Raw genomic sequence first — 22,835 nt, 5'->3', positions numbered from 1 at the left:
GCCATCGTGAGCGAATATCAATACTATAAATTTGAGCGTCTGGATGGTTACTTAGATGCTAAGGCGCGCTAAGCACTCAGAACCATTTCAAGCCGTGCGGACATCACAGCTACGTCCTTTCAGGTGTATTACACCTACAGTGACTTAAAGGCGGAACCTTCTACGCTGATGTTAAAATACTTTGATATCGGGTTTTACTATGCCGATTGGGGCTCAATCGATGTATACATCAAGTTACCAGCCGGAACGATCCCTGAAGCGTTGCTTGGCTTTTCAAGCGATGGGCTTCATGTACACCATACAGCAAGAGCAAGCTGAGGCGCTCGCAAAAAAATTAGCCATCGAAAAAGCGGAAAAAGAGAAGATGTTGACGGATATCTACAATGAGCGTGAGCAAAGCTGGCAGCAAGCACAAGAGCAAGCACAAGAGCAAGCACAAGAGCAAGCGAATCGCACCTGCGCCAGTGGCTATGATGAGGCAGCACGCTATTTGCATCAGCTGTTTGAGGCCTATCAGTTTAAAGCGGATAACGTGGCGTTTGAGCAACGTTTTAAGCGCTTTGTTGTGACTAATAATGGCCGTAAAGCGCGGTTAAACCGGTTAAGTGATTTGCTTTAAATAATGGGGTTACAGACAGGCCAAGCGTTGTTAGCAAAAAATATCGTTAAGTTTTGATTGGCTGAAAGCTTGTATGCCCCTTAGGTCTACAGATTGTTACTCATAAAGTCACTTTGTGTAGACCTCGGGATGCTAAGCATGGCTCTTTACCATCTCTGTGGTAAATACTGGGTGAAATACAAAGGCATTACAATATTAGTTTGTTCTAACGCCGATGAGCCTTGTGTGCCCGTTAACTTAAAGGTTTTACTTGGAGCACATTTTTCAACGTAGGATGCCAACGATTTGGCTCTGGTACGTTTGCCACTTTTGACTTCAACAGGGATGATATCGCCTTCATCGGTTGCCAAAATAAACTCGATTTCGGCGCGGGCGTCATTCCATGAATAGCTTGGGTCAACGCCAATAGCAGTGAGCTCTTGTTGTACAAAGTTTTCAGCCACATAGCCTTTGTATTCGTAATTTTGTTGCTTAATCTCTTTATAACTGCTGCCCAGCATATGATTGAGCAGCCCCACATCAAATAGAAACAGTTTAACCATATTTTCTTTTTTATAGGCCGCCAGCGGCGATTTCGGCAGCCCTTCAATAGGGTAGTTTGGCAAGGCTAAACGGCAGCAGTGAAGCCAATGGATCGCGGTCTCAAAATCGCTATAACGAGATTTACGCTCATGCACATGTTTAAATTTAAAGCGTTTAACGGACTCATCACTTACAAGTGATAGCTGCGCTGGAATACTGTTAAACACAGATTCAATCAGTGTGGCATCAACCTTGCCCGCGTACTTGCCAAAATCGCGGCGATAACCTTCAACTAAATCGGCATGAATTTTTGTGACTTTTTCAACCCGCTCTAAAATGCTCGCATCTTTCAACCGATACCAAGCGGAAACGGCTTCTGGCATACCACCGATAAAAAAGTAATCTGTAAGTTTATCCATCAATTTAGTGTGCACCGCCGGTGTGCTTGCTTGGGCTTCAAACGCTTTGATCAGTGCTTGCTCGTTAGATGCGTAAATAAATTCTTGGAAGGTCAGAGGTCGTAAATTGTATTGTTCTACCTTACCTACAGGGAAGGTGTTGAGCAAACCAATGTTCGATCCGCTTGCCGCGACAAAATAGGACGGTGCTTTTTCGGCAAAATACTTAAGCGAAGTAACGGCACGCTCACATTCGCCAATTTCATCTAATATCAGCAGATCGGTTTCTGGGTTGAACGCCTGATTGGTCAACAGCTCAATGTTCATTATTAGCTCGTCTGGTGACAGTGAGCCATCGAATGCTTGTTTGTAGGCGGGATTTTCAAGAAAGTCGATACGCAGGATGTTGGCAAAGGTGTTACCAAACAACTCTTGCAGCAGATAGGTTTTACCCGTTTGCCTTGCGCCATCGATCAATAATGGCTTGCGCACAGGTTGGTCTTTCCATGCTATTAAGGCGTTGAGTAGGTTGCGCTGCATTGTCATTTCCCGTCAATTAAGATTGTTAACGGCCTATACTATAACTCACTCTACACTTTTACGCGCATAAAAGTGCGGAATTTTACACTTTTATGCGCATAAAAGTGGTAATTCGATCTATTTCATGCATGTTACTCTTTATTTAATTCAAAATTAACGAGTTACCGATTGTTAAATTTATAAAGCCAAAGCCAAAGCCAAAGCCAAAGCCAAAGCCAAAGCCAAAGCCAAAGCCAAAGCCAAAGCCAAAGCCAAAGTCAAAGTCAAAGTCAAAGTCAAAGTCGTGGGGTTTCACCCCCTGATTTTTAATCAAGAGTCGACCAAGAGGGCTGCTCGTCCTATCCTCCTTTGATTATGAAGTTTGCTATTGGTCACTTAAAGCATCAAAGAGTTGAGGATGTCCTGTTTCAACCTCACCTTATTCGGTCCTTGTGTAGCAAAATTTAACAATGGGTGTCTCAATAAACTATTCGTAAATATCTATTACGTGCTTTGGCTCAAACCATACTTCCATACCAGATCTTATTTCTTCCGTGCAGTAAGGGTCATTATCAAGTTGCCCTCTATAAATGTTATCGATGCGGTCTTTAACGATAACCCACATGCGCTCTACATTTACCTCTTCCACGCCAGCGCCATCCTCCGTAATTATCTGGAAGATGAGTTTAACCAGTTGTCCTGTTTTAAGGTTGCTTCTTGCCTCAAAAGAGGGAATCCAGAAAGTGTCTGAATGCTGATGGTGAATGGCCTCACCATCATTGAGTTCCCATCCATCAATTTCTATGCGGGCAAATTTATCTTCCATAGTGCCTCAGTAATCTAACGTTTAAAGCAAACGCGTGGTGCGAGTTTGTTAGGGTCTTATGCCAGTTTATATATGACACAGTCCCCTAAACTGTTTTAGTTTTATAGCCGAAAGCTAGCTTGCCATATATGTGAAGACTCACGCAATTTGTCTACTAACCCTGTGGCAACTCCGAGGGATGGTGTATTCCTTTAATTGTTGAGTCGTTTTGGGTGACTTAAAACATTGAAGAGTTGTGGATGTCTTGTTTCGCCCGGAGCGCAGTGGAAAATTTGTCCGATAGCTGCGCCTTGTTATGCATCCTCAAGACTCACACCGAACTTCTTGACTCGTCTTTTGTTAATTTAGCTCTCGCCTGCAATTCTTCTTAACGCTTCTGTAGCCCTATTCGCAATTTCCTTTTGTTGATCACTAGCATTTCCAAACTGACCAAATTTCAAACAGGTTGTGACAAAGGATGACAGATGGCGACCACTTTCAGTTTTGAATAAATTGTAATAATCATCGACTGATGTGCTCGCTAACACCACCTCGTCACTTGGGTTCCAGCTATTTCTACCAACTATACGCTCTAACACTTGTTTCGCTGTCTCAGTAGTAACAGACCGATTATATGCTTCAGTAAATTTATCTATAACTTCCTTATCTCTAATATCGCCAAAGAAATTGTTCTCCTTCATATTAAAAAGTTCGGTTTCGTCCTTTCTATTTTCTATGTAGATATCAATGATTTCTGAGGCCTTTTCTTCCTCACCCAACTCTCTAAATAGCGAAACTGTTCCATTTAGATTTGTAGGGGTTATATATTTGCAGTTTTCCTTAAAGCTCTCATACAAGCCGTTTATTACTTCGTCGCCGTTATCATTAAATGTATCATGGTAGAGACGCCAGGCATTCGTGAATGATCCCTCAGATTTGGATGCTATAATCTGTTGGTTTTTATCAGCAGCTTTTTGTTTGAACTCATCTACAACGAAATAGCCAGTTTTTACCGCTTCAGATAACAACAGGTCTAATTCGTCTGTTAGCTGATAATTATATGCTTGTAGAGTAGTTTGCCATTTTTTCTGCTGTTCGCTGACTTTCTCGTCCCCGAGACCTAGCAGGGCATAACCTTTTCTAGTAATAAATTCTAAAGAAGGTATGTCATCATTAGAGTTTGAGCAAAAATAACTCCACGCAAACAGCACTAGTGAATGTAAAACTTGATCTAATATTTCTGGCTCGTACTCTTCAACCAGTGGGAGTGCTAGAGTTGTTAGCCTCTCAATTTTTTTAAGAATACGGATATTTCGAATTCCGAGACTTGTAGTTAGCTCCCTCAGCCTTAAATAATTAGGTGTTTGTTCAGAATAGGCTATTTCCGCACATTCTCGAGGATCGGGGGCAAATGCAAGCTCAGTATCAATCACTTTTTCACGATACTTTTCATAGTCGCCCAAACCTTCCTCACCATCGTTAAGAAGCAATACTACCTTGCACTCCTTTTGCTCCTTTAGCAGCGAGACCAGCCCCAAAACATCTTTTACATCAAGACCTTTTCCTTTCCTTTCTAAATCATCAATGCATATAAGCGTCTTATTTAATGACAAAAATGAAATTGTTTCTATAGCAGGGCTAAACGACTTAATTAATGGTGCACCTTTAAAGAGGTTAAATGATTGCCTTCCAAATGACTCGATTAGACATGTAGTGTTGTTCCTGAATGTTTCGAGACTAGCCTCAGTGCCGACAATCTCTTTATTTATTACATTTTCAAAAATTGTGTATTTAAAGGCTTCCAATGAGTTAATGCCGAAAAGAGAAACGTAAGAGTAGCGTTTGAGGTTTAATTTATTTTCATCACAAGCCTCTTTAAGAAACTTCTTCCAGCTATAGGTTTTTCCGACACCCCATTCACCTTTGATCGCCATAACTTCTGGCTGATCTGAGGATAAAAACTGAAAAATTTGATCTTTGATTACCTCGACGGACATCGTTGTTCCTTCAAAAATGCATAACTTCTTAGTATTTATGCGCTGCGCTGTTTGCGAGGCATAAATCGCTTGTTGGACTTGGTCGCTGCCACATCCATGTCAATTGGTATAAATGATGCTATAGGAATTGGCTTTTTTGCGGTAGCAGTTTTTGTACAGTTTGATGGGTAATCACTTGATATTGTTTTAGCTTTCTCATTCTTTGTTGGCTGGCAGAGATACGCAAAGGTTAATGGGATTAAGCACTGTCATGGAAGTGACCGTCCGTGACATGGATGTCACGGTCGAGCACACAGGGATGTGCTTGCTGCGTGTCACTGGAATGACAGTGTTTAAGAATGGACTGTTCCATACCACTCTCCTATGCCTCTTGTCTTGTGGATCAGGCGCGCAGGTGGGATTTCTTCTGTTATAATGCCTCCTCGATTTTTTGGAGGCGAGAATGGACGTATCTTCTTTACTAGACGGCCTGAATGATAAGCAGCGCGAGGCTGTCGCGGCACCGCAATCTAGCATGTTAGTGCTTGCGGGGGCGGGCAGTGGTAAAACGCGGGTGTTAACCCACCGTATCGCGTGGTTAATGCAGGTTGAACAGCAGAGTCCTTACTCGATTTTAGCCGTGACGTTTACCAATAAAGCCGCGGCTGAGATGCGCGAGCGGGTTGAAAAAGTCGCTGGCACCAATATGGGGCGGATGTGGATTGGCACCTTCCACGGGCTGGCGCATCGTTTATTACGCACTCACTTCCAAGATGCGGGATTACCGCAGAGCTTCCAAATTCTTGATTCGGACGATCAGCTGCGCTTGCTGAAACGCATCCTGAAAAGTTTGAATCTGGATGAAAAACAATATCCTCCCCGTCAGGCGCAGGGCTATATCAATGGCAAGAAAGACCAAGGATTGCGGCCAAAGCATATCGATGCGGGTGGTTTTCCGATTGAACAGAATTTGCTGAAGATTTATCAGGTTTATCAAGAGTCTTGCGATCGCGCAGGTTTAGTCGACTTTGCCGAAATCCTATTACGTGCCCATGAGTTATGGCTCAATAAGCCGCATTTGCTGGCACATTATCAAGAACGTTTTAAGCATATTCTGGTGGACGAGTTCCAAGATACCAACGCCATTCAATATGCCTGGATCCGCGTGCTGGCCGGCCAAACTGCCAATGTGATGATAGTCGGTGATGACGACCAATCTATTTACGGTTGGCGCGGCGCTCAGGTTGAAAACCTGCACCGTTTCCTGCGGGATTTCCCGACGGCGACTACGATTCGCCTCGAGCAAAATTATCGCTCCAAAGGCAATATTTTGAAGGCGTCAAACGCCCTTATCGCCAATAACCCCGAGCGTTTAGGTAAAGAGTTGTGGACCGACGAAGCCGATGGTGAGCCGATTTCCCTCTACTGCGCCTTTAACGAAATGGACGAGGCGCGCTTTATTGTCGGCCGTATCAATGATTGGTACGAAAAAGGCGGCAATTTAAGTGACTGCGCGATTTTATATCGCTCGAATGCCCAGTCGCGTGTGCTCGAAGAAGCCTTATTACACAAAGGTTTAGCTTATCGTATTTACGGTGGCCTGCGCTTCTTCGAACGCCAAGAGATTAAAGATGCTATGGGCTATATGCGTCTTATCAGCAATAAAAATGACGATGCCGCCTTCGAGCGCGTGGTTAATACGCCGCCCCGTGGGATTGGCGATCGCACCTTAGATATTCTGCGTTCGACCGCGCGTCAGCAAGAGCTTACGTTATGGCAGGCCTGTTTACGGCTGCTGGACGAAAAAGTGCTCGCGGGTCGTGCTGCCTCTGCGGTACGTGGTTTTATGGATCTTATCGTCACCCTACAGGAAGAAACCCAGGATATGGCGCTGTACCGGATGACGGACACAGTGATCCAAGCCTCTGGCCTCAAAGCCATGTACGAAGCGGAAAAGGGCGAAAAGGCCCACGCTCGTATCGAAAACTTAGAGGAACTCGTCACCGCCGCACGCACCTTCGAAATGCCAGAGGAGCTTGAGGATATGGGCGAGCTTAACGCCTTCTTATCCCACGCGGCCCTAGAGGCGGGCGAAGGTCAGGCCGACGCCTTTACCGATGCAGTACAGCTGATGACACTGCACTCGGCCAAGGGGCTGGAGTTTACTATGGTGTTTATGGCGGGTGTCGAGGAGGGGATCTTCCCGAGTAAGATGGCGCTCGAAGAGGGTGACAGACTCGATGAGGAACGCCGACTCTGCTACGTGGGCATGACCCGCGCGATGGAAAAACTCTATATCACCTATGCCGAGTCCCGCCGTATTTATGGCCGTGAAGATTACGCCCGTCCATCGCGCTTTATTAAGGAAATCCCGCCGCAATATGTGGACGAGATTCGCTTAAAGGCGCAGGTGTCGACGCCGATGGCCAATAATCGCTTCAGTGCGCAAAAGTCGGCGGTCGCCAACGATACTGGCTTTAGCGTCGGCCAAAGAGTGCATCATCACAAGTTTGGTGACGGCAAAGTGACTAACTTTGAAGGCAGTGGTGCACAGGCGCGGGTGCAGGTGAATTTTAGTGATTTTGGCAGTAAGTGGCTGGTGGTGGCTTACGCGCGCTTAGAGGCGCGTTGATTGGCATGAATGTCATGATTTTGTGACAGTTTCAGCCTATGCAAATTCGCTTAAAAGGGGGCTAGGGTATATGATGTTTACCCTAGCAACCGAGATAAAAAATTAGGTTTGGGAGTAGTTAGTTAATGAATCTAAAGCAGAAGTGGGACGTGTATTCCCGCCTGACTCGACTCGACCGTCCTATCGGCACCTTGTTATTACTCTGGCCGTGTTTGATGGCGCTGGTGCTAGCAGCGGGTGGTATGCCCGATCTTAAGGTACTCATTATCTTCATTATTGGTGTGGTGATTATGCGTGCCTGTGGCTGCATTATTAACGACTATGCCGACCGCGATCTCGACTCCCACGTTGAACGTACCAAATCCCGCCCTCTCGCCAGCGGCGAAATCAGCACCAAAGAAGCGTTATTACTGTTTGTGATCTTAGGTTTAGCCGCTTTTGGTTTAGTCTTACTGCTCAATGGCTTAGTGGTTAAATTATCCGTTGTAGGCATTATCCTCACCATTATTTACCCCTTTACTAAGCGGGTAACAAATATGCCGCAGATGTTTTTGGGTGTGGTATGGAGCTGGTCTATCCCCATGGCCTATGCGGCGCAAACCGGTGAAGTGCCCATCGAAGCCTGGTGGTTATTTGCGGCGAATTGGTTTTGGACTGTGGCCTACGACACTATGTACGCCATGGTCGATAGGGATGATGATTTAAAAGTCGGTATCAAATCAACCGCCATTCTTTTTGGCCAATACGACCGTCAAATCATTGGATTATTTCAACTGGCTGCACTGCTGTGTTTTATTGCTGCCGGTTGGAGTGCCGACCGTGGCCTGCTTTATGGTCTAGGATTGCTGACCTTTGTTGGTTTTAGCACTTACCAACAGATGCTGATTTTTGGCCGCGAAAGAGCCCCTTGTTTTAAAGCCTTTCTTAACAATAACTGGGCAGGATTAGCCTTATTTATTGGTCTCGGAGCCGATTACCTGTTTTAAGTTTTCCTCTCCGTTTGTATGAGTGCTATCAGGCGTGTCGCCTGATAGCCGCTCAAAACTTAGCTCAAGCCGCGACTCACTGACTCGAAGTGGTATCCTGCGTCGCATCAATCTGCGGATATTGACTGGCTGAACTTTGGATGTCAGCGCATTGGTAAGCATTACCCATCATAGTCACTGAGCCTAAAAACTTAAGCGGTTGATAGAGATAAACAGTATCGGCGCCGAGCGCATGGCTTTTGATGCGCATCTCGTTGAGTGTACCCCACACCATATCCCTATCACTGTGCAGCCAATAATCATAGAAATGCCCCTGCGAACCAATCACTGTGCCTTTATAAGTACAGTTTTCAATAGCTGCGGAGTTTTCCCATAATATTTTGACGTGTGCCGATTCCTCAGTAGGAAAGGTAACACACGCTGCTACATTAAGGCCGAGTAATAACATTAATATTGTGCGAAAATTCATTTATTTATGACTCATATTCAGGCTATTAATAAAAATCGGCTAGATGAAAGAATATTATTAGCTGATTAATACTTATTGTTGATGATTTAAGTTATTTACGTCCTAATACTTTTATCCCAGCTTTACTACGATCTGAGTTTCCATATACTTCAATTTTTTTAACACAGCGGCGGGCGCCTAATGATTTCCATTCCGAGTGTTCGTCTTTGTCGATATCGGTATCAAATTTGATGGTGCGGGTTTTATCATCCCCATAGGTGACGACAACGCGATCGATACTCACATCTCTTTCTGCTTTGATTTTGATATATTTTGCCTGTCGGCAAATGATCAAAGGGATGGTGGCTGGATGATCGCCAATGCCGAGTAATATGGTGCGGCCAAGGGTGATTTCATCGTCATTATCATCTTTTTTTGCATAGGCAACGGATGTGGTAAACATCAAGAGTAAGCAGATAATTATTCGATTAATATTGAACGTCGAAAATAGACTAGATTTTATTAACATATGGCCTCCAAAAAATGGGGGCGAATCATAAAGTATTTAATGTAACCTAAATAGTTTTTTTATCGCTTAGTGCGGCTGATATCACGGGTTTTATTTGAATAAGGTCAATAAGTGTTTTGCATTATGATACAAATGTAATTTAAATTATGCCGATATTATTTTTACTTTTAATTAGACTTAAATATCCCTTAACGCATGACATTTTATGATCTAAGCCAATTTACCGATTTTTCAATATTTGGCAAATACTATAAGTTGCGTGCAGTTTTCTGGTAGATTGTGATAAATGCCACTCAGTTTGGTGGTAATCGTTGTTTAAGCTGGCGGTCTCGGAGTGAGTAACTGCTGCGGAGTGAGTGACAGCAGGATTAAGTTCAAAGGAGGTGAAGTATGCCGTGTCGACTTACACGATTATTTGGGATTGAATTTCCGATTATTCAAGCGCCTATGGCTGGAGTGCAAGGCAGTACGCTTGCTATCGCCGTGTCTGAGGCGGGTGGTTTAGGTTCATTACCTTGCGCCATGTTATCCCTCGAGGCGCTTGAAGCTGAGTTAACCGAAATCCGAGCCAACACGACTAAACCTATCAATGTGAACTTCTTTTGCCATAGCGAGCCTCTGCCACAGGCGGCCAAGCAAGCCACTTGGCTCGAACAGTTAGCCCCCTATTTTGCGGAATTTAATCTCGACTCAAGTGTGCAGCCTGCTGGCGCCCAGCGTACACCCTACAGCAAGTCACAGGCCGAGGTGTTAGCCAAATTTAAGCCTGAGGTGGTGAGTTTTCACTTTGGTTTGCCCGATGAAGAATTGCTGCTTGAAATCAAATCCTGGGGATCAAAAGTTATCTCTACGGCGACAACCGTCGAGGAAGCACTCTGGCTTGAGGCCCACGGCGCCGATGCGATTATTGCCCAAGGTCTTGAGGCGGGTGGGCACCGAGGGCACTTTTTATCCGAGGATTTAACCGAGCAGCTCGGCACTTTTAGTCTATTACCGCAGGTGATTGCGGCGGTGGATATTCCGGTGATTGCCGCAGGTGGCATTGTCGATGTAGCCACAGTGCGCGCAGCCATGACGATGGGCGCTTCGGCCGTGCAAGTGGGGACGGTCTATTTGCTCTGCCCTGAGTGCAATACCAGTGCAATCCATCGTGAGGTGCTGCAAAGCGATGCCGCGCAGCATACAGCGCTGACTAATTTATTTTCTGGTCGACCTGCGCGCGGCATAGTAAACCGCTTTATGGCTGAAATGGGGCCGATGAATGAGGCTGTACCGGATTTCCCCTTGGCATCCTCAGCGGTTGCAGGCTTAAGGACGGCGGCGGAGCGACAAGGATGTGGCGATTTTAGCCCGCTGTGGTGCGGGCAAAATGCCAGAGGTTGCCGAACGATTCCCGCAGCCGAGCTGACACGGCAATTGGCTTTAGGCTTTGGGTTTAATATCCAATAAATAGTTACAGGTGCAAAGCCTGCATCTACTGTTTACTTCCAAGGCTCAAGGCCGCGCCATAAGGATTTTCAGCCATTCGGCCTTCGAGATATTTGAATACCTTTGGGGATGCAAGCACCACTGATACACTACTCACGCTTTTGTTAAATGTCGTTGCCCATGGAAAGCACTGCGCAATAAACTGGCTAACAAAATGGGGAAGACCCAAAGGCTGGTTGTTGCTTGGCACTCTGCCGAGTTTTCCACCTTGTTGTTGGATTCTATTGTGGGAGTATGTGGATGGCACAGATTATCAGTAATGCTGCGGTGGGTCGTACCCTATTGATTTTATTGCTGTGTGCTGGTGTTTTCTTTTTTATCGATTTTTTAGTTCCCGCCTTGGCCGCCCTGATCGTCTGCTTCTCCAGTTGGCCGCTGTATCAAAAATTATTAGTTAAATGCGGTGGTCGCTCGGCGCTGTCTGCCACTATCGCGTTAGTTTTGATTATTGTCGGGCTAATTACGCCGCTGATATTTGTTTTTTCCTATGCTTTACAAGAGATTAGGATATGGGCTGAATGGTTGGTGTATGCTAACCAGCATGGCGCGCCCGTTCCCCTTTGGATTAAGGATTTACCTTGGGTTGGTGCGTGGTTTACCCAGCAATGGCAACAGTTTATCGGTGAACCCCATGAACTGGGCAAGATAGTCAGTGCAATTAGCGGACAAAATTTGACAGGCATTTCCCGTTGGGTGCTGCAATTGGGCTGGAATACTTTAGGCTTGCTGCTGACCTTGTTGTTTATGCTGATCACCTTGTTTTTCTTATATAAAGATGGCTCGTCGGTGGCGAAGCAGATTGATATTGTCGGCGAGCGTATTCTACCCGCCCGCTGGTATCGCTTTTCCCGCGTGGTGCCCGCGACGGTGAGTTCAACCGTTATCGGTATGACGCTTATCGCCATCGGTGAGGGCATAGTGCTGGGGATTGCCTACTGGATTGCGGGTGTGCCTTCGGCCGTGGCCTTTGGGGTGTTGACCGCGTTTATGGCCTTAGTGCCCGGTGGGGCGCCAACCATGTTTACCCTGATCTCACTGTATTTAGTCGGCACTGGCGATATGACCGCTGGGGTCGGCTTATTCCTCTGGGGCAGTATCGAGCTGTTTATCGTCGATAAAACCCTGCGCCCTAATCTGGTTGGTGGGCCTATTAAGCTGCCTTTCTTACCGACTTTTTTCGGCTTGATTGGTGGAGTGAAAACCATGGGCTTTGTGGGTCTGTTTGTCGGCCCCGTGTTGATGGCGCTGTTAGTCGCTATCTGGCGCGAATGGTTAAGGGATGATCCTGATAGTTCGGTTGTAACTGAATCCCTTGAATCACCGCAGGAACACGGCCATTCAAATTAAGGACGAGTGAGTGCTTGTTTGCGCTCCTCGGTATAAAACCACCAAGGTTGAGGATCGTCGCCCGCCATAAAGCGGGTAATCGAAATAAACACATCGAGCATACAGGGATCGTGGATTTGCCCCGTTTTGTCACACAGGGTTTGATACATTTCATAGGGATTTCTCCCAAGCAATTGCACTGGCGTCTCTATGCCGAGCAGACGTAGATCCGCCGCGCAGGCCTTACCAATATTCGGTAAATCCGTTAATTGTTTTACTTGGGTTCTGACAACCTTTGCTGGATTCATTCTTTATCCCTAACCAACTGAAATATTCCATCTTTAAGTATAGATTGTTACGGTTTTCTGCTCGTTATCCGGCATGATCTTGAGAGCTGAAGGTGAGCTTATATATAAAATCTAGGCTAGTTTGCCGCCTTTCTCTTCCTTGGTAAAGGCGGCAAAAGTTTAGAGCTTACTGATGTCGACGTTCAAGCTGTCTAAGTGTTTTAGAATTTCAGGATTCACATTGGTGTCGACACGCCCACCTAAATGCTCAGCAAAAAACTGTTCGGTGGCGACAATCGAGGCTAGCTTGTTGGCACGTTTACTAAAGCCATGTCCTTCGTCTTTTGCCAGTACGTACTTAACGGGTAAAGACTTTTGATACATCTTCTTGGCGATATTATCCGACTCAATTTGCGTGACGCGTGGATCGTTCGCCCCTTGGATCAGCATCAATGGCGCCTTGATATTATCGACATAGTTAATTGGTGAGCGATTTTCCATATCTTGCTTCTGCTCGGCAATTTGCGGGTCGCCAACCGACTCAAACCATTGACCTAAATAGGGACGCCAGTAGTCGGGGAAGGAATTCATCAGTGTCACTAGGCTCGATGGCCCTACATAGGCGATCACAGCATGGTACAAGTCAGGTGTAAAAGTCGCGCCAGACAGTGCCGCATAACCACCGTAGGAGGCGCCGAAGATCCCTAAACGCTGTTTATCGGCAATACCCTGTTCGACTAAGTAATTGGCACCATCGGTGAGATCGTGCTGCATGCTGCCAATCCCCCAGTTACGGTTGCCTAAGTTTAAGAACTTCTTACCGAAACCCGTCGAGGCACGGAAGTTAGGTTGTAATACGGCATAACCACGGTTGGCATAGAACTGGGCAATCGCGTGGAAGTAGCCCGAGTCGAGCGTCCAAAAATCCCGTGCCCAAGGTCCGCCATGGGGCAGGATAATGGTCGGTAGCTGAGTCTGTTTGCCTTTCGGTAGCGTTAAATAAGCTTGGATTTTCACGCCATCCCGCGCGGTATACAAAATCGATTGGCGTGGCGAGAGTTGATCAGCTGGAATGCTGGCCGGAATATCCACTAACAGGTGGATATCCCCCGTGGTGGCATTGTATTGATAGTCAGCGCCTGCGGCTCGGTCGCTGGCGACATGAATTTGCCACAGATGGGTTTTCTCGTTCATCTCGCCAATCGTGATTTCAACATCTTGATTAAAATGACGATTAATCACATCCCAATGACGAGCAAACTCGGCATTTAAGGGATAAACCCGTAAGCGTCCACCATAGTAACCAACCGCTAAGGGCTCACCCGCGTCGCTAAACTGTACCCCAAAGACGTCGGCCTCGTTATCGGGATCCTTGTGAATGGTTTCATATTTACCCGTCATCAGATCGACTTTCAGCAATTCCTGCTTATCGCGATCGCCGATATTGGCGCTGATATAGGCGAGTTTTTTGGCATCATTCACTTTAAGAATATCGATGCTCTCACCCTTGGCACTTTGAATGATCTTGCGCCACTTACCGTCGATCAGCACATACAAGGCATTGGTGTTATCGAGATTACTGCTGCTGGCAATCACAGGTTGACCCTGCTTGTTAAACTTCACCTGAGTAAAGCTATGCTCGTTCTTCAGGATAGGGGTTAACTTGCCGTCGTTGATATTGAGCAGATAAATATCCATGCGGCTCGAATCGTCGTGGTTGGCTTGAACAACCAACAAATCGGGATTGTCTTTTACCTGCTCGAGCACGCTATATTGCACATCGTCCTTATGGGTTAAGCGCTGCTCTTTGGCGGTGATCTTGCCGGCTTTTTCCTCAAAACTCAGCTTATAAATTTGCGTATTTTCGTTACCGCCTTTGTCCTTCATAAAGAATAAGTCATTACCCTTGGCGGACCATTCGAAGGCGCGGATGGGTTCTACCGATTTGGTCAGTGGTGTGGCACTGGCAAGGTCGGCCTTATCGGCCATCAGGAAGATATTGCTGGCTCCTTGGTACTCCTTCACAAAGGCAAGCCACTTGCCATCGTCGGACATTTTTAGATGGCGAATGCTTTGCTCATTGAAGAAGTTTTCGATAGGAATGAGCGGCGCCTCGGTTTGCTGTGTCGCGGCAACTTGAGGTTGCTCGTTGCGAACATCCGCCGTAGTGCAACCCGTCAGCAGCAGTGCGGCGGCAATGGCAGCACTGCATAACTGACTCGTAAAAGGAAATTTTTGCATTGTCGTAACCTTAGTTTAGGAAAATTGACATTATGCTAATACGAAAATTAATTATCGTAAAACAATAAAATTATATTTCTTTGTAATATTTTTTGTCGAAGGATTATACTGGTGTTCGTTCGCTATGAACGGCTTGGGATGATGTTTGGGTGAGTGGATGAATCAAAATTTTAAAAAATTAATAAAAATCAGTGGCTTTTGTCGCTGGCTGGTGCTCTTGTCTGCTGTGGCGATTATCGCCCATCTGCTTTATAGCTATTGGGCCTATGATGAGATCCGCTTCAATACCAGTAATTCCCAGTTCCTCGAACTGTGGAACTTGCCGAACGCTAACCGAAACCTGTTGATCGTCATGCTAACCCCATTATTTATCTCATTTTTAGTCGGTGTTTATTGGCTACAACGGCTCTTATCCTGCTATCAACGGGGGTTATTTTTCAGTGATGAGAGTATGAAATGTTACTTGTGGCTCGTATGGCTGAAAGCCGCCGCTTTAGTGTTTGAAATGCTACAAAACTTAGGCATAGGCTATTATCATCAGTCATTTTTTGAGGATGGTCGCATCGAATTAGTGCTTGATTTTGGCAATATCACCACGATTTTATTGATGTTGCTTATCGTGTATTTGCTTAAAGCCGCCCGCGATTACGAGGCGGAAAACAAAGAGTTTGTTTGATCTTGAATATTATCGTTAATTTAGACGTCATGATGGCGATGCGAAAGGTGAGTTCTAAAGAGCTTGCCAAGGCAGTAGGCATTACCGAGGCTAACTTGTCCTTGCTTAAGCGGGGCAAAGTCAAAGGGGTGCGTTTTGATACCTTGGCGAGTATCTGTGAATACTTAGCCTGTCAGCCGGGGGATATTTTGGAATACCGAAAGGATGCTGAGCAAGATACGTCGGACTAAGGGGAGATGCCTAGGCTGCATGCTGTGCAGCCTAGGTTTGCGGTTTTACGCTTTTACTAACTGAGTTAAATCCGCTGGGCGGTAATAAACGGATTTCAGTACCTTGCCTTGGCGCACGACTTTACCGGCCATTTCTACATCTTTAGCGCATTTGGCGATGATAAATTCGCCCTTTTTACTGCCGACGATGTCAACGCCTTGCTCGGCATAAAAAGCAATGGTTTCGGCTAGCTCTTGCTCGTTGCGGCACACTTTGCTCATATTGCTCGAATGGACTTCGTCCCAGCAGGCGATAAAGTCAATTTCACGGTTTTTGGCGACACACAGCAGCAAGTCGATAAGGTAGCTGATTTCTAATTTGTCATGCATGTGCTCGGCGCCTAAGTGCACTAAACGCCCCATCAATACATACACTGAATCGACAATGGCATCGGCTTGTTCGATACGGCTATCGGCTTCGGCAAGTTCAGTTAACTCTTCAATAATCAGCGAAGTATGTAAGGTGTCAGCCTTATCATCCAATGAGCTGGCATCGTTGACGGCGAGGTCGAAGGTACTGCGAAACTCACTGATATCACGATACAAGTGGTCATAAATAGGTTGAGTTAAACAGCTGAGTTTCATCGGAGTGCCTTAGATTTTATCAATAGGTTTTACAAATAGATTGGTGAAATCGATTTATGGATAACTGCGGCAATTCTAAAGAAAGGTGGCGCAGAATACAAAGTGTGCTGGCCTTGAAGTAAAAAATACCCGCTGCCAAATCGGGGAGCAGCGGGTTTCGGCAAAGATTAGGGTGGACACCGAATGGAGATTTGATTAACAGGCACGGACTAAGTCACTAAAGACCTCGTCATTGACCGCTGGGTTAACGGCTTATTGTGCGTATTTTGCGATCAGCTTATCCAAATAAGGGGCAACCTCTTTGTCAGACCAATCTAAATAGCCACGAACAAATCCAACAAGATTACCTTTTGCATCAAATAAATAAGTCGCAGGAACCACATTGGCAGGAATGATCTGCTCGATATTTTTGTTGGGGTCGAGCCAAGTGCTGTATTGATTAAAACCATGCTGATTAAGAAACGGGCGTACTTCTTTTATCTCTTCATCAATTGAAATTGGCACAATAGCGATTTTTTTATCGGCAAATTGCTGTTGTAGTTTTTGCAGCTCGGGGATTTCCCTTAAACAAGGGACACACCAAGTTGCCCAGAGGTTTACTAGCGTAAGCTTACCTTGATGTTGTTTGAGGCTTTGTGCTTGCCCTGCTTCATCCATAAAAGGCACTTCGGGTATCCCGCGGGCATGTTGCATCTCAATAAAACCCGTCATGACTCGTGGTTTTGGAATTGCTTCGCCAGTGTCATAGAGTTTGTTTTGCAGAGAATGGGCCTGCACGACGCAGCTCAGCAGCAATGAAGTGCAAAGGAGGGTGAGCTTGGCTGTGGATGATTTCATGGGTTTATCCTTATATTCAAACTGAGCGAGTCGCGTTGTTAGCGGCAGGTGACTTGCGTTTTATCAGGGTAAGACCTAAGCCTAACCCTATGATTAATAACGCCAGTGGGCCTAGCCAAAGCGCCAGTGTTGAGGGTTTTAATTCCGGCTGATAACGGATTTTTTCACCGTAGCGCTGCACCATAAAATCGAGGATCTCATCCCGTTTATAGCCTTGTTCTAGCAGCGAAAAAATTTGCCCCTTGAGCTCATGGGCGATAGGTGCCTGCGACTCGAATAAGGTTTGGTTGGTCGCCATTGGGCAGCGCAGTACTTTGCTGATCGCTATTGCCTGTTGCTGATAGGATGTGCCCATATCCGAGCTTTCCTGTGCCGTCGCGAGAAAGGTTGTCCCGCCAAAACAGAGGATGAGTGACAACAACCAAAACAATAAACTCAAATAGGGGGAGCGAAATAATGGATTCATGGGGTTACAGTCTCCCTAGCTGAGGGGTACCTGCTGCCCTCAGTGCTTCTGTGTGTTCGACATGGCGAACTTGTCTGACGGGCCACGCAGCGATAGCTCCTGCGAGCATCATCAACATGGCGCCTAGCCAAATCCAAGTCGCCAATGGTTTATAGCTAATGCGGATCAGGTACTCAGTGTCGCTCAGTTGCAGTCCCATTGAGACGTAAATATCGCGCCAAAAACCGTGGTCGATGCCCGCGTGGGACATTTCCATACCATTGCTTTTAAAGGTTTGTCTTTGTGGTTGGATATAGCCCAGAACTCGATCGTCCTGCTTGGCATCGCGTACACTGATATTGGCCTGAATAGCGGTAAAACTTTGGCTCTCAACTTGCTCGGTACTCTCATACACCAGCACATAATCCGCTAACGGTTTACCCTGGCCTGGCCCCATTCGTAGCAGGGCTTCCTGTTCGAAAAAAGATACCGATGTTGCGCCGATAATCGTCACTACAACCCCGAAGTGGCCGAGCATCATGGCGACCCTTGCGCGCTTTGATGCTGACGGCTGGATTGGTCGTGCTGTGGATAAGTGTTCTGGAGCGCCGCGTGGTGGCTTGAGTATCATCTTTAGACTCAAACCAAGGCATAACAATAAAAATAACGCGCTGGCACTGCCAAGAACGAGGAATAATGCGCCATCGCCTTTAGTTTGATAACCCAGCACTGCTGCAATAATGGCAATGGCTACAGTAGGGACGGCCAATACCTTGAGTGGTTTGTGGGTGGATTGCCCCCAATTGAGTAGCGGGGCGAGGCCCATTAAGACGACAGCGATAAAGGTCAATGGGACAAAAATCGCATTAAAATAAGGTGCGCCCACCGACAAAGTACCTAAGTTTAACAGCTCATATATCAGGGGATAAAAGGTGCCAAGTAGTACGGAAAAAGCCGCGACTACCAGCACGATCACCCCAAGCAGTAAAAAGGTCTCTTTGCTTAATAGCGCATGGGTGACTTCTCGTCTCAGTGCGGGGGCTTTTATCGCAAAAATAAATAGGGCCGCACCAACAAAAAGCACTAATAAACATAGGATTGACATACCTCTGGTTGGGTCAGCAGCAAAGGCATGTACCGATTGCACGATACCGGAACGCACCAAAAAGCTGCCTAACAAACTGAGGGAGAATGCTAATAAACATAAAAACAGTGTGGTAAGGGTAAAGCCCTGTGTTTTTCGGGTGAGCACTAAAGAATGCACCAGCGCGGTCGCGACCAGCCAAGGAATAAATGACGCGTTTTCTACAGGGTCCCAAAACCACCATCCGCCCCAGCCCAGTTCGTTATAGGCCCACCAAGAACCAAAGGCATTGCCACCAGTAAGGAAAATCCACGCCAGTAACACCCACGGGCGAAGGTAATCGAGCTGGCGAACAGGTAACTTGCCCCCAATGAGTGATGCCAGTGCAGCGGCAAAGCAAACCGTTAGCCCAACATAACCTAAAAACAGCATTGGTGGATGCAGTATTAAGCCAATGTCCTGCAATATGGGGTTAAGGTCGCGTCCTTCGACTGGAATGTTTGGGAGTAAGCGGGCAAAGGGATTGGAGGTAAAGAGTAAAAACAAATTAAAGCCGAGGATCACTAAGGCCAAAATGGCGAGAACTCTGCCAAAGTAAGCCCTATCAGCCTGTAAATTGGCGAGGTCGAGCTTGGCGTTATGCGTCGCTTGACGCCAATTGATCACCGCACCCCACAGGGCAATGGCGAACACCCAGAATAACATTGAGCCTTCATGGCTGCCCCACACGGCCGCAATTTTATAGCCCAGAGCGAGTTGACTATTAGAATGGTTGGCAACATAGGCGACTGAAAAATCATCGCTAATAAAGCTAAATATTAAGCTACACAGTGCGGCAAATAAGGTAATAAATAGTGCGTAAAATAATTTATTGCCAAAGTGGATTAGGTAAAAATTATTCCGGTAACTACCAATTAAATGATTCGTCGCCGACAATAATGCAAAAACAGTACTTATGATTAGCAATATGTGCCCTATTTCTGGAATCATATTTATCATTGATATTTCCTGCATGGCATTAGTTATCGATTTACATTAATACTGAAATTAATGAGAGGTTACTTTTTAGCGGTTAATCGGTACAGACTTATTTGTTTTTATCTAGGTAAGTTAGATGTGAAGTCTTTACCCATTCCACGATTGGCTTGCAGGGTAACTGAGTTTTAACGGAAGGAATGTGATCTGTCTCGGTATTAAAATTGTCATTTGTGGCTTTGGTTCTTTTTGAAAAATCAAAGCTGTTTTTAGGTTTTTTTAGATGTAAAAAAACAGATTTAAAATCTAAAAAATCACTAATGAAATTTTATCAACTTTATGATTTATATGTATTTTTTGATTTTTATCTCTATTGATTTCTGAATCGAAATTTAATGTGCTCTAGCGCAGATTTTTTGCTTTTTCTCTCATTCATTATGCCGTCACTGGTCAATTGTTTATGTCGTTCAGTGAACAGTTAGGTTCAGTGGAAAATATAAAACTAATGATAAATTAGGAGTGAATGATGAAGCGATGGAAAACCAAAACAGCCTTAGGCGTGCTGTTTTGTTTAGGTTCTGCCGTAAGCGCTACCACAATCGCATCCGATGCTAAATCGGATGGTAAAGTGGTCCCTGGTGTGGGTAATAAACAACAAACTCACTATACTCAAGATATCTTGGCTAACCCCAATTTAAATGAAAATTTAATGGAGAAATCCCGTGGTGTTAAAACACTGCAGGATTATATTGTTCAAGAGCAAGAATTGTTTGATTTTCTATTTGAAAATCACCCAGTTTTTAAATATGACGCAGAAGGTCGTTTAAAAGGCACTTATAAAGTCAGTGACCGTGGTGAAGAATATTTACACGGTGGTGACAGTGTTGCTTACAGTAAACACAGTAAAGAAGTGAACTCAACCGATGGCACCGCTGTACGTTATAGCTCTTATAACGATGGTCAGCGTCCAAAAGCACTGCAATACCGTTTAGGGGCAAAATCGATTTTAGATTTCCCTAACAAGTTTGTGGGCCCAGAAAAATGCGGTGAGTGTCATGGCCCGCAATACGAAAAATGGAGACGTTCACGTCACTCTAAGACGATTCGCTTCCCTGGCGAACATCCAGAAGTCGATAACGACCTGAAAAAAACCATGTATACCACCAAAGATACCACGATTCTGCCATCGGGTATTACGCCAGACGCTATCTACGCGACTGTGGGTACGCCACGTACTAAATATGGTTTTATCGACGCCTACCTAGTGCGCGGTACTTACCATGTGAAAGACGGTCTGTTGAAAGATGGCACTGGTACTATGGTCGCTGGTGGTAACCAATTCTCCCGCGGTTGGGCTGAGTGGTTAACTCCTGAAATGGCTGCAAAAATTAACAAAGCTATTCCAAGTTTCCCCGTCAAAATGGAAGATTTTGGTACCAGCGGTTCACACCAATGGGGCATGAGCTCATACGGTGCTAAGTATGAGAAGGAATTCCTATTCCAACCTGCTAGCTCCTATTGCGAAATGTGCCATAGCTTCAAGTTTGACTTCCAAACGAAAGATGAATTCTTTGCTGCTTTAGGTAACCCGAAAGAGCTGCAAAAACACACGATTTCTAAAGGGATTACCTGTGAAGAGTGTCATGGCGCAGGCGGCCACTTAGACGGCGGTATTGGTGGCGGTATGCCATCTAACTGTGAACGTTGTCACCAACGCTTCAACTTTGTTGAAGAGTTAGCTGAAACGCCACAGGGTAAAGAGAAGCTGGAATATGCTTTCAACGTGAAGATGAAATCTTCTTGCCCATCTTGCGGTACTGAAGGTTCACAAATGTTTGCCTCTGCTCACTATGACAAAGGCATGCGTTGTTCAACCTGTCACGATCCTCACGAAGTGACTGATGGTGATTGGAAGTCAGGCATTACTAAACCAAAAATCATCAAAGAGTGTACTGAGTGTCATACGGCTCAAGCCGAGATTGCTAAGAACACTAACACCCACAGCAACCAAACTTGCCAAAGCTGTCACATGCCAAACATGGGAAGCTGTGAAAACTTCACTGCGATCCAATTCCCAGATATGGCGGGCTTCGACAACGTTCGTAAGTCACACATGTGGAAGATTGATGTCGATCCACTGCGTAAGACCCTTAACCCACCAGAAGGTAAGTCTCGCGATGCGACGACCAAAGGTTGGACTGTGGCGAAAGATGAAAACGGCTACAACTACCTCGACTTGATGTGGACCTGTGCCCGTACTTCGGCTTCAGACCACGATGTAGTGGAAAACAAAGGTTGTCACAGCCAGTTCCAATCTGAACTTGAAGTGGGTCTGCACTTTGAAGACCAGATGGAAATTTACGGCGAAGTTCAAAAGTGGCAAAAACCAGTTAAAGAAACTTTTGCCCAAGTAGAACAAGCCCTTGCCCGTATCGACAAGCTGTTAGAAGTCACCAAGCTGTCGGTAGAAGACAAGACTCAAGTGCTGATGTTGACCGACAAAGCCCAAGATGTTGTTCGCCTGATCAAGGCTGACGGCTCATGGGGTGCGCACGGCCCAACTTACTCACTGAAACGTCTCGATGCAGCCTTAACCTATGTCACTCAAGCCCAAGCCATTATCGATGGTAAAGGTCTGAGCGCACAGAAAATCTAGTTCGACTCGAGTCTAACTTGTCCCCGGCACATCCGTGCCGGGGAATATACGAGGCCAAATAATGAATAACGTGATCCGACAAAGCCTGATAGGCGGCTTAATGGCACTGAGCTTGGGTGGCATCAGCCTTCCAGCCATTGCAGGGGGCGGTTCTGATATTTCTGAAGCACCCTATAACGAAATTCAGTTGAATCCTATTTCCATGCGGGAAGCAGAGACCTTAGTCGGTAAGCAAGGGGTTTATTTTTTCGACGTAAACACGCTGGAAATCTGGGCGGAAGGTTTTATCCCCGGGGCGGTTTTTTTCAATGTTCAAAATTGGAGAGAGTTACTTCCAAAGAATAAAGATGCGGTGATGGTGTTTTATTGCGCTAACCGCCTTTGTACCGCCAGCAACATGGCGGCACGGGAAACCATGAAGCTAGGTTACACCGGTGTACGCCATATGGCCGATGGCATTTTCGGTTGGCGCATGTCTGGAAGAACAACAGAAAAACCCTAGTAATCAAATAAATATATTAATCGGTTATGG

General features: G+C 45.8%; 20 protein-coding genes and 1 pseudogene. 9 read left to right on the top strand and 12 right to left on the bottom strand.

Translation table 11 applies throughout. The features are described from left to right. Positions 1-6 precede the first annotated feature (6 nt). A pseudogene (locus JM642_RS20530) lies at positions 7-619 on the top strand (hypothetical protein). A 146-nt stretch (positions 620-765) separates the two neighbouring features. Here JM642_RS20530 and JM642_RS18305 read toward each other — a convergent pair. The 4 genes from JM642_RS18305 to JM642_RS18290 form a co-directional block, all read right to left on the bottom strand. After that, positions 766-2,079 carry an AAA family ATPase gene (locus JM642_RS18305; protein ID WP_203432306.1) on the bottom strand — a complete coding sequence of 438 codons (1,314 nt, stop codon included), beginning with the start codon at positions 2,077-2,079 and terminating at the stop codon, positions 766-768. A gap of 142 nt (positions 2,080-2,221) precedes the next feature. Beyond that, positions 2,222-2,392 carry a hypothetical protein gene (locus tag JM642_RS18300; protein ID WP_203432305.1) on the bottom strand — a complete coding sequence of 57 codons (171 nt, stop codon included), beginning with the start codon at positions 2,390-2,392 and terminating at the stop codon, positions 2,222-2,224. A 153-nt stretch (positions 2,393-2,545) separates the two neighbouring features. Then, the gene (locus JM642_RS18295) at positions 2,546-2,884 is read right to left on the bottom strand and encodes a DUF2314 domain-containing protein (protein ID WP_203432304.1); all 339 of its coding nucleotides are present in this window, start codon (positions 2,882-2,884) and stop codon (positions 2,546-2,548) included. Between the two features lie 344 nt (positions 2,885-3,228). Further along, a complete protein-coding gene (locus JM642_RS18290; protein WP_203432303.1) occupies positions 3,229-4,860 on the bottom strand; it encodes a hypothetical protein in 1,632 nt (543 codons plus the stop codon). 442 nt (positions 4,861-5,302) lie between these two features. On the opposite strand from JM642_RS18290, the gene uvrD reads away from it, so the two are divergent. After that, positions 5,303-7,471 (top strand): DNA helicase II, encoded by a 2,169-nt coding sequence (uvrD, locus tag JM642_RS18285; RefSeq protein ID WP_203432302.1) that lies wholly within the window; start codon positions 5,303-5,305, stop codon positions 7,469-7,471. A 125-nt stretch (positions 7,472-7,596) separates the two neighbouring features. Further along, on the top strand, positions 7,597-8,457 hold the full coding sequence (gene ubiA, locus JM642_RS18280) for a 4-hydroxybenzoate octaprenyltransferase (protein WP_037413866.1): 861 nt from the start codon (positions 7,597-7,599) through the stop codon (positions 8,455-8,457). A gap of 76 nt (positions 8,458-8,533) precedes the next feature. Here the strand turns inward: ubiA and JM642_RS18275 are convergent, their stop codons facing one another. Beyond that, on the bottom strand, positions 8,534-8,926 hold the full coding sequence (locus JM642_RS18275; protein ID WP_203432301.1) for a DUF4156 domain-containing protein: 393 nt from the start codon (positions 8,924-8,926) through the stop codon (positions 8,534-8,536). A 91-nt stretch (positions 8,927-9,017) separates the two neighbouring features. Beyond that, entirely contained in the window at positions 9,018-9,434 is a 417-nt protein-coding gene (locus JM642_RS18270; protein ID WP_047536814.1) for a DUF2541 family protein, read from the bottom strand. 390 nt (positions 9,435-9,824) lie between these two features. Here JM642_RS18270 and JM642_RS18265 point away from each other — a divergent pair, with 390 nt between their 5' ends. Further along, a complete protein-coding gene (locus tag JM642_RS18265) occupies positions 9,825-10,883 on the top strand; it encodes a nitronate monooxygenase (protein WP_203432300.1) in 1,059 nt (352 codons plus the stop codon). A gap of 279 nt (positions 10,884-11,162) precedes the next feature. Continuing rightward, positions 11,163-12,269, top strand: coding sequence for an AI-2E family transporter (locus JM642_RS18260; protein ID WP_203432299.1), 1,107 nt, complete (start codon positions 11,163-11,165; stop codon positions 12,267-12,269). Here JM642_RS18260 and JM642_RS18255 read toward each other — a convergent pair. Further along, positions 12,266-12,556 carry a helix-hairpin-helix domain-containing protein gene (locus JM642_RS18255; protein WP_203432298.1) on the bottom strand — a complete coding sequence of 97 codons (291 nt, stop codon included), beginning with the start codon at positions 12,554-12,556 and terminating at the stop codon, positions 12,266-12,268. The genes JM642_RS18260 and JM642_RS18255 overlap by 4 nt on opposite strands. A gap of 159 nt (positions 12,557-12,715) precedes the next feature. Next, the gene (locus JM642_RS18250) at positions 12,716-14,776 is read right to left on the bottom strand and encodes a prolyl oligopeptidase family serine peptidase (protein WP_188871853.1); all 2,061 of its coding nucleotides are present in this window, start codon (positions 14,774-14,776) and stop codon (positions 12,716-12,718) included. A gap of 157 nt (positions 14,777-14,933) precedes the next feature. On the opposite strand from JM642_RS18250, the gene JM642_RS18245 reads away from it, so the two are divergent. Next, positions 14,934-15,452, top strand: coding sequence for a DUF2975 domain-containing protein (locus tag JM642_RS18245; RefSeq protein WP_069453716.1), 519 nt, complete (start codon positions 14,934-14,936; stop codon positions 15,450-15,452). Between the two features lie 2 nt (positions 15,453-15,454). Then, positions 15,455-15,682 carry a helix-turn-helix transcriptional regulator gene (locus tag JM642_RS18240; RefSeq protein WP_039978987.1) on the top strand — a complete coding sequence of 76 codons (228 nt, stop codon included), beginning with the start codon at positions 15,455-15,457 and terminating at the stop codon, positions 15,680-15,682. A gap of 45 nt (positions 15,683-15,727) precedes the next feature. Here JM642_RS18240 and JM642_RS18235 read toward each other — a convergent pair whose 3' ends face one another. From JM642_RS18235 to JM642_RS18220, 4 genes are all read right to left on the bottom strand, one after another. Beyond that, the gene (locus tag JM642_RS18235; protein WP_037413877.1) at positions 15,728-16,306 is read right to left on the bottom strand and encodes a nucleoside triphosphate pyrophosphohydrolase family protein; all 579 of its coding nucleotides are present in this window, start codon (positions 16,304-16,306) and stop codon (positions 15,728-15,730) included. A gap of 252 nt (positions 16,307-16,558) precedes the next feature. After that, a complete protein-coding gene (locus JM642_RS18230; RefSeq protein ID WP_037413878.1) occupies positions 16,559-17,143 on the bottom strand; it encodes a TlpA disulfide reductase family protein in 585 nt (194 codons plus the stop codon). A gap of 16 nt (positions 17,144-17,159) precedes the next feature. Next, positions 17,160-17,609 (bottom strand): cytochrome c-type biogenesis protein, encoded by a 450-nt coding sequence (locus tag JM642_RS18225; protein ID WP_055648686.1) that lies wholly within the window; start codon positions 17,607-17,609, stop codon positions 17,160-17,162. A gap of 4 nt (positions 17,610-17,613) precedes the next feature. Then, on the bottom strand, positions 17,614-19,671 hold the full coding sequence (locus JM642_RS18220) for a heme lyase CcmF/NrfE family subunit (protein ID WP_203432297.1): 2,058 nt from the start codon (positions 19,669-19,671) through the stop codon (positions 17,614-17,616). 502 nt (positions 19,672-20,173) lie between these two features. Between JM642_RS18220 and sirA the strand changes: the two genes are divergently transcribed. Together sirA and JM642_RS18210 are read left to right on the top strand one after the other, a co-directional pair. Next, on the top strand, positions 20,174-22,303 hold the full coding sequence (gene sirA, locus JM642_RS18215; protein ID WP_037413884.1) for a dissimilatory sulfite reductase SirA: 2,130 nt from the start codon (positions 20,174-20,176) through the stop codon (positions 22,301-22,303). A 61-nt stretch (positions 22,304-22,364) separates the two neighbouring features. Then, positions 22,365-22,805 (top strand): rhodanese-like domain-containing protein, encoded by a 441-nt coding sequence (locus tag JM642_RS18210; protein ID WP_037427342.1) that lies wholly within the window; start codon positions 22,365-22,367, stop codon positions 22,803-22,805. The last annotated feature ends 30 nt before the right edge of the window (positions 22,806-22,835 follow it).

The organism is Shewanella sp. LZH-2 (genome assembly GCF_016859145.1).
Classification (GTDB): domain Bacteria; phylum Pseudomonadota; class Gammaproteobacteria; order Enterobacterales; family Shewanellaceae; genus Shewanella; species Shewanella xiamenensis.
This window is presented reverse-complemented; position numbering and strand designations above follow the sequence as displayed.

Coding starts and splice junctions, on each gene's coding strand:
- JM642_RS18305 (WP_203432306.1), bottom strand. CDS start 2,079: ATGCAGCGCAACCTACTCAACGCCTTAATAGCATGGAAAGACCAACCT.
- JM642_RS18295 (WP_203432304.1), bottom strand. CDS start 2,884: ATGGAAGATAAATTTGCCCGCATAGAAATTGATGGATGGGAACTCAAT.
- JM642_RS18290 (WP_203432303.1), bottom strand. CDS start 4,860: ATGTCCGTCGAGGTAATCAAAGATCAAATTTTTCAGTTTTTATCCTCA.
- uvrD (WP_203432302.1), top strand. CDS start 5,303: ATGGACGTATCTTCTTTACTAGACGGCCTGAATGATAAGCAGCGCGAG.
- ubiA (WP_037413866.1), top strand. CDS start 7,597: ATGAATCTAAAGCAGAAGTGGGACGTGTATTCCCGCCTGACTCGACTC.
- JM642_RS18275 (WP_203432301.1), bottom strand. CDS start 8,926: ATGAATTTTCGCACAATATTAATGTTATTACTCGGCCTTAATGTAGCA.
- JM642_RS18270 (WP_047536814.1), bottom strand. CDS start 9,434: ATGTTAATAAAATCTAGTCTATTTTCGACGTTCAATATTAATCGAATA.
- JM642_RS18265 (WP_203432300.1), top strand. CDS start 9,825: ATGCCGTGTCGACTTACACGATTATTTGGGATTGAATTTCCGATTATT.
- JM642_RS18260 (WP_203432299.1), top strand. CDS start 11,163: ATGGCACAGATTATCAGTAATGCTGCGGTGGGTCGTACCCTATTGATT.
- JM642_RS18255 (WP_203432298.1), bottom strand. CDS start 12,556: ATGAATCCAGCAAAGGTTGTCAGAACCCAAGTAAAACAATTAACGGAT.
- JM642_RS18250 (WP_188871853.1), bottom strand. CDS start 14,776: ATGCAAAAATTTCCTTTTACGAGTCAGTTATGCAGTGCTGCCATTGCC.
- JM642_RS18245 (WP_069453716.1), top strand. CDS start 14,934: ATGAATCAAAATTTTAAAAAATTAATAAAAATCAGTGGCTTTTGTCGC.
- JM642_RS18235 (WP_037413877.1), bottom strand. CDS start 16,306: ATGAAACTCAGCTGTTTAACTCAACCTATTTATGACCACTTGTATCGT.
- JM642_RS18230 (WP_037413878.1), bottom strand. CDS start 17,143: ATGAAATCATCCACAGCCAAGCTCACCCTCCTTTGCACTTCATTGCTG.
- JM642_RS18225 (WP_055648686.1), bottom strand. CDS start 17,609: ATGAATCCATTATTTCGCTCCCCCTATTTGAGTTTATTGTTTTGGTTG.
- JM642_RS18220 (WP_203432297.1), bottom strand. CDS start 19,671: ATGATAAATATGATTCCAGAAATAGGGCACATATTGCTAATCATAAGT.
- sirA (WP_037413884.1), top strand. CDS start 20,174: ATGAAGCGATGGAAAACCAAAACAGCCTTAGGCGTGCTGTTTTGTTTA.
- JM642_RS18210 (WP_037427342.1), top strand. CDS start 22,365: ATGAATAACGTGATCCGACAAAGCCTGATAGGCGGCTTAATGGCACTG.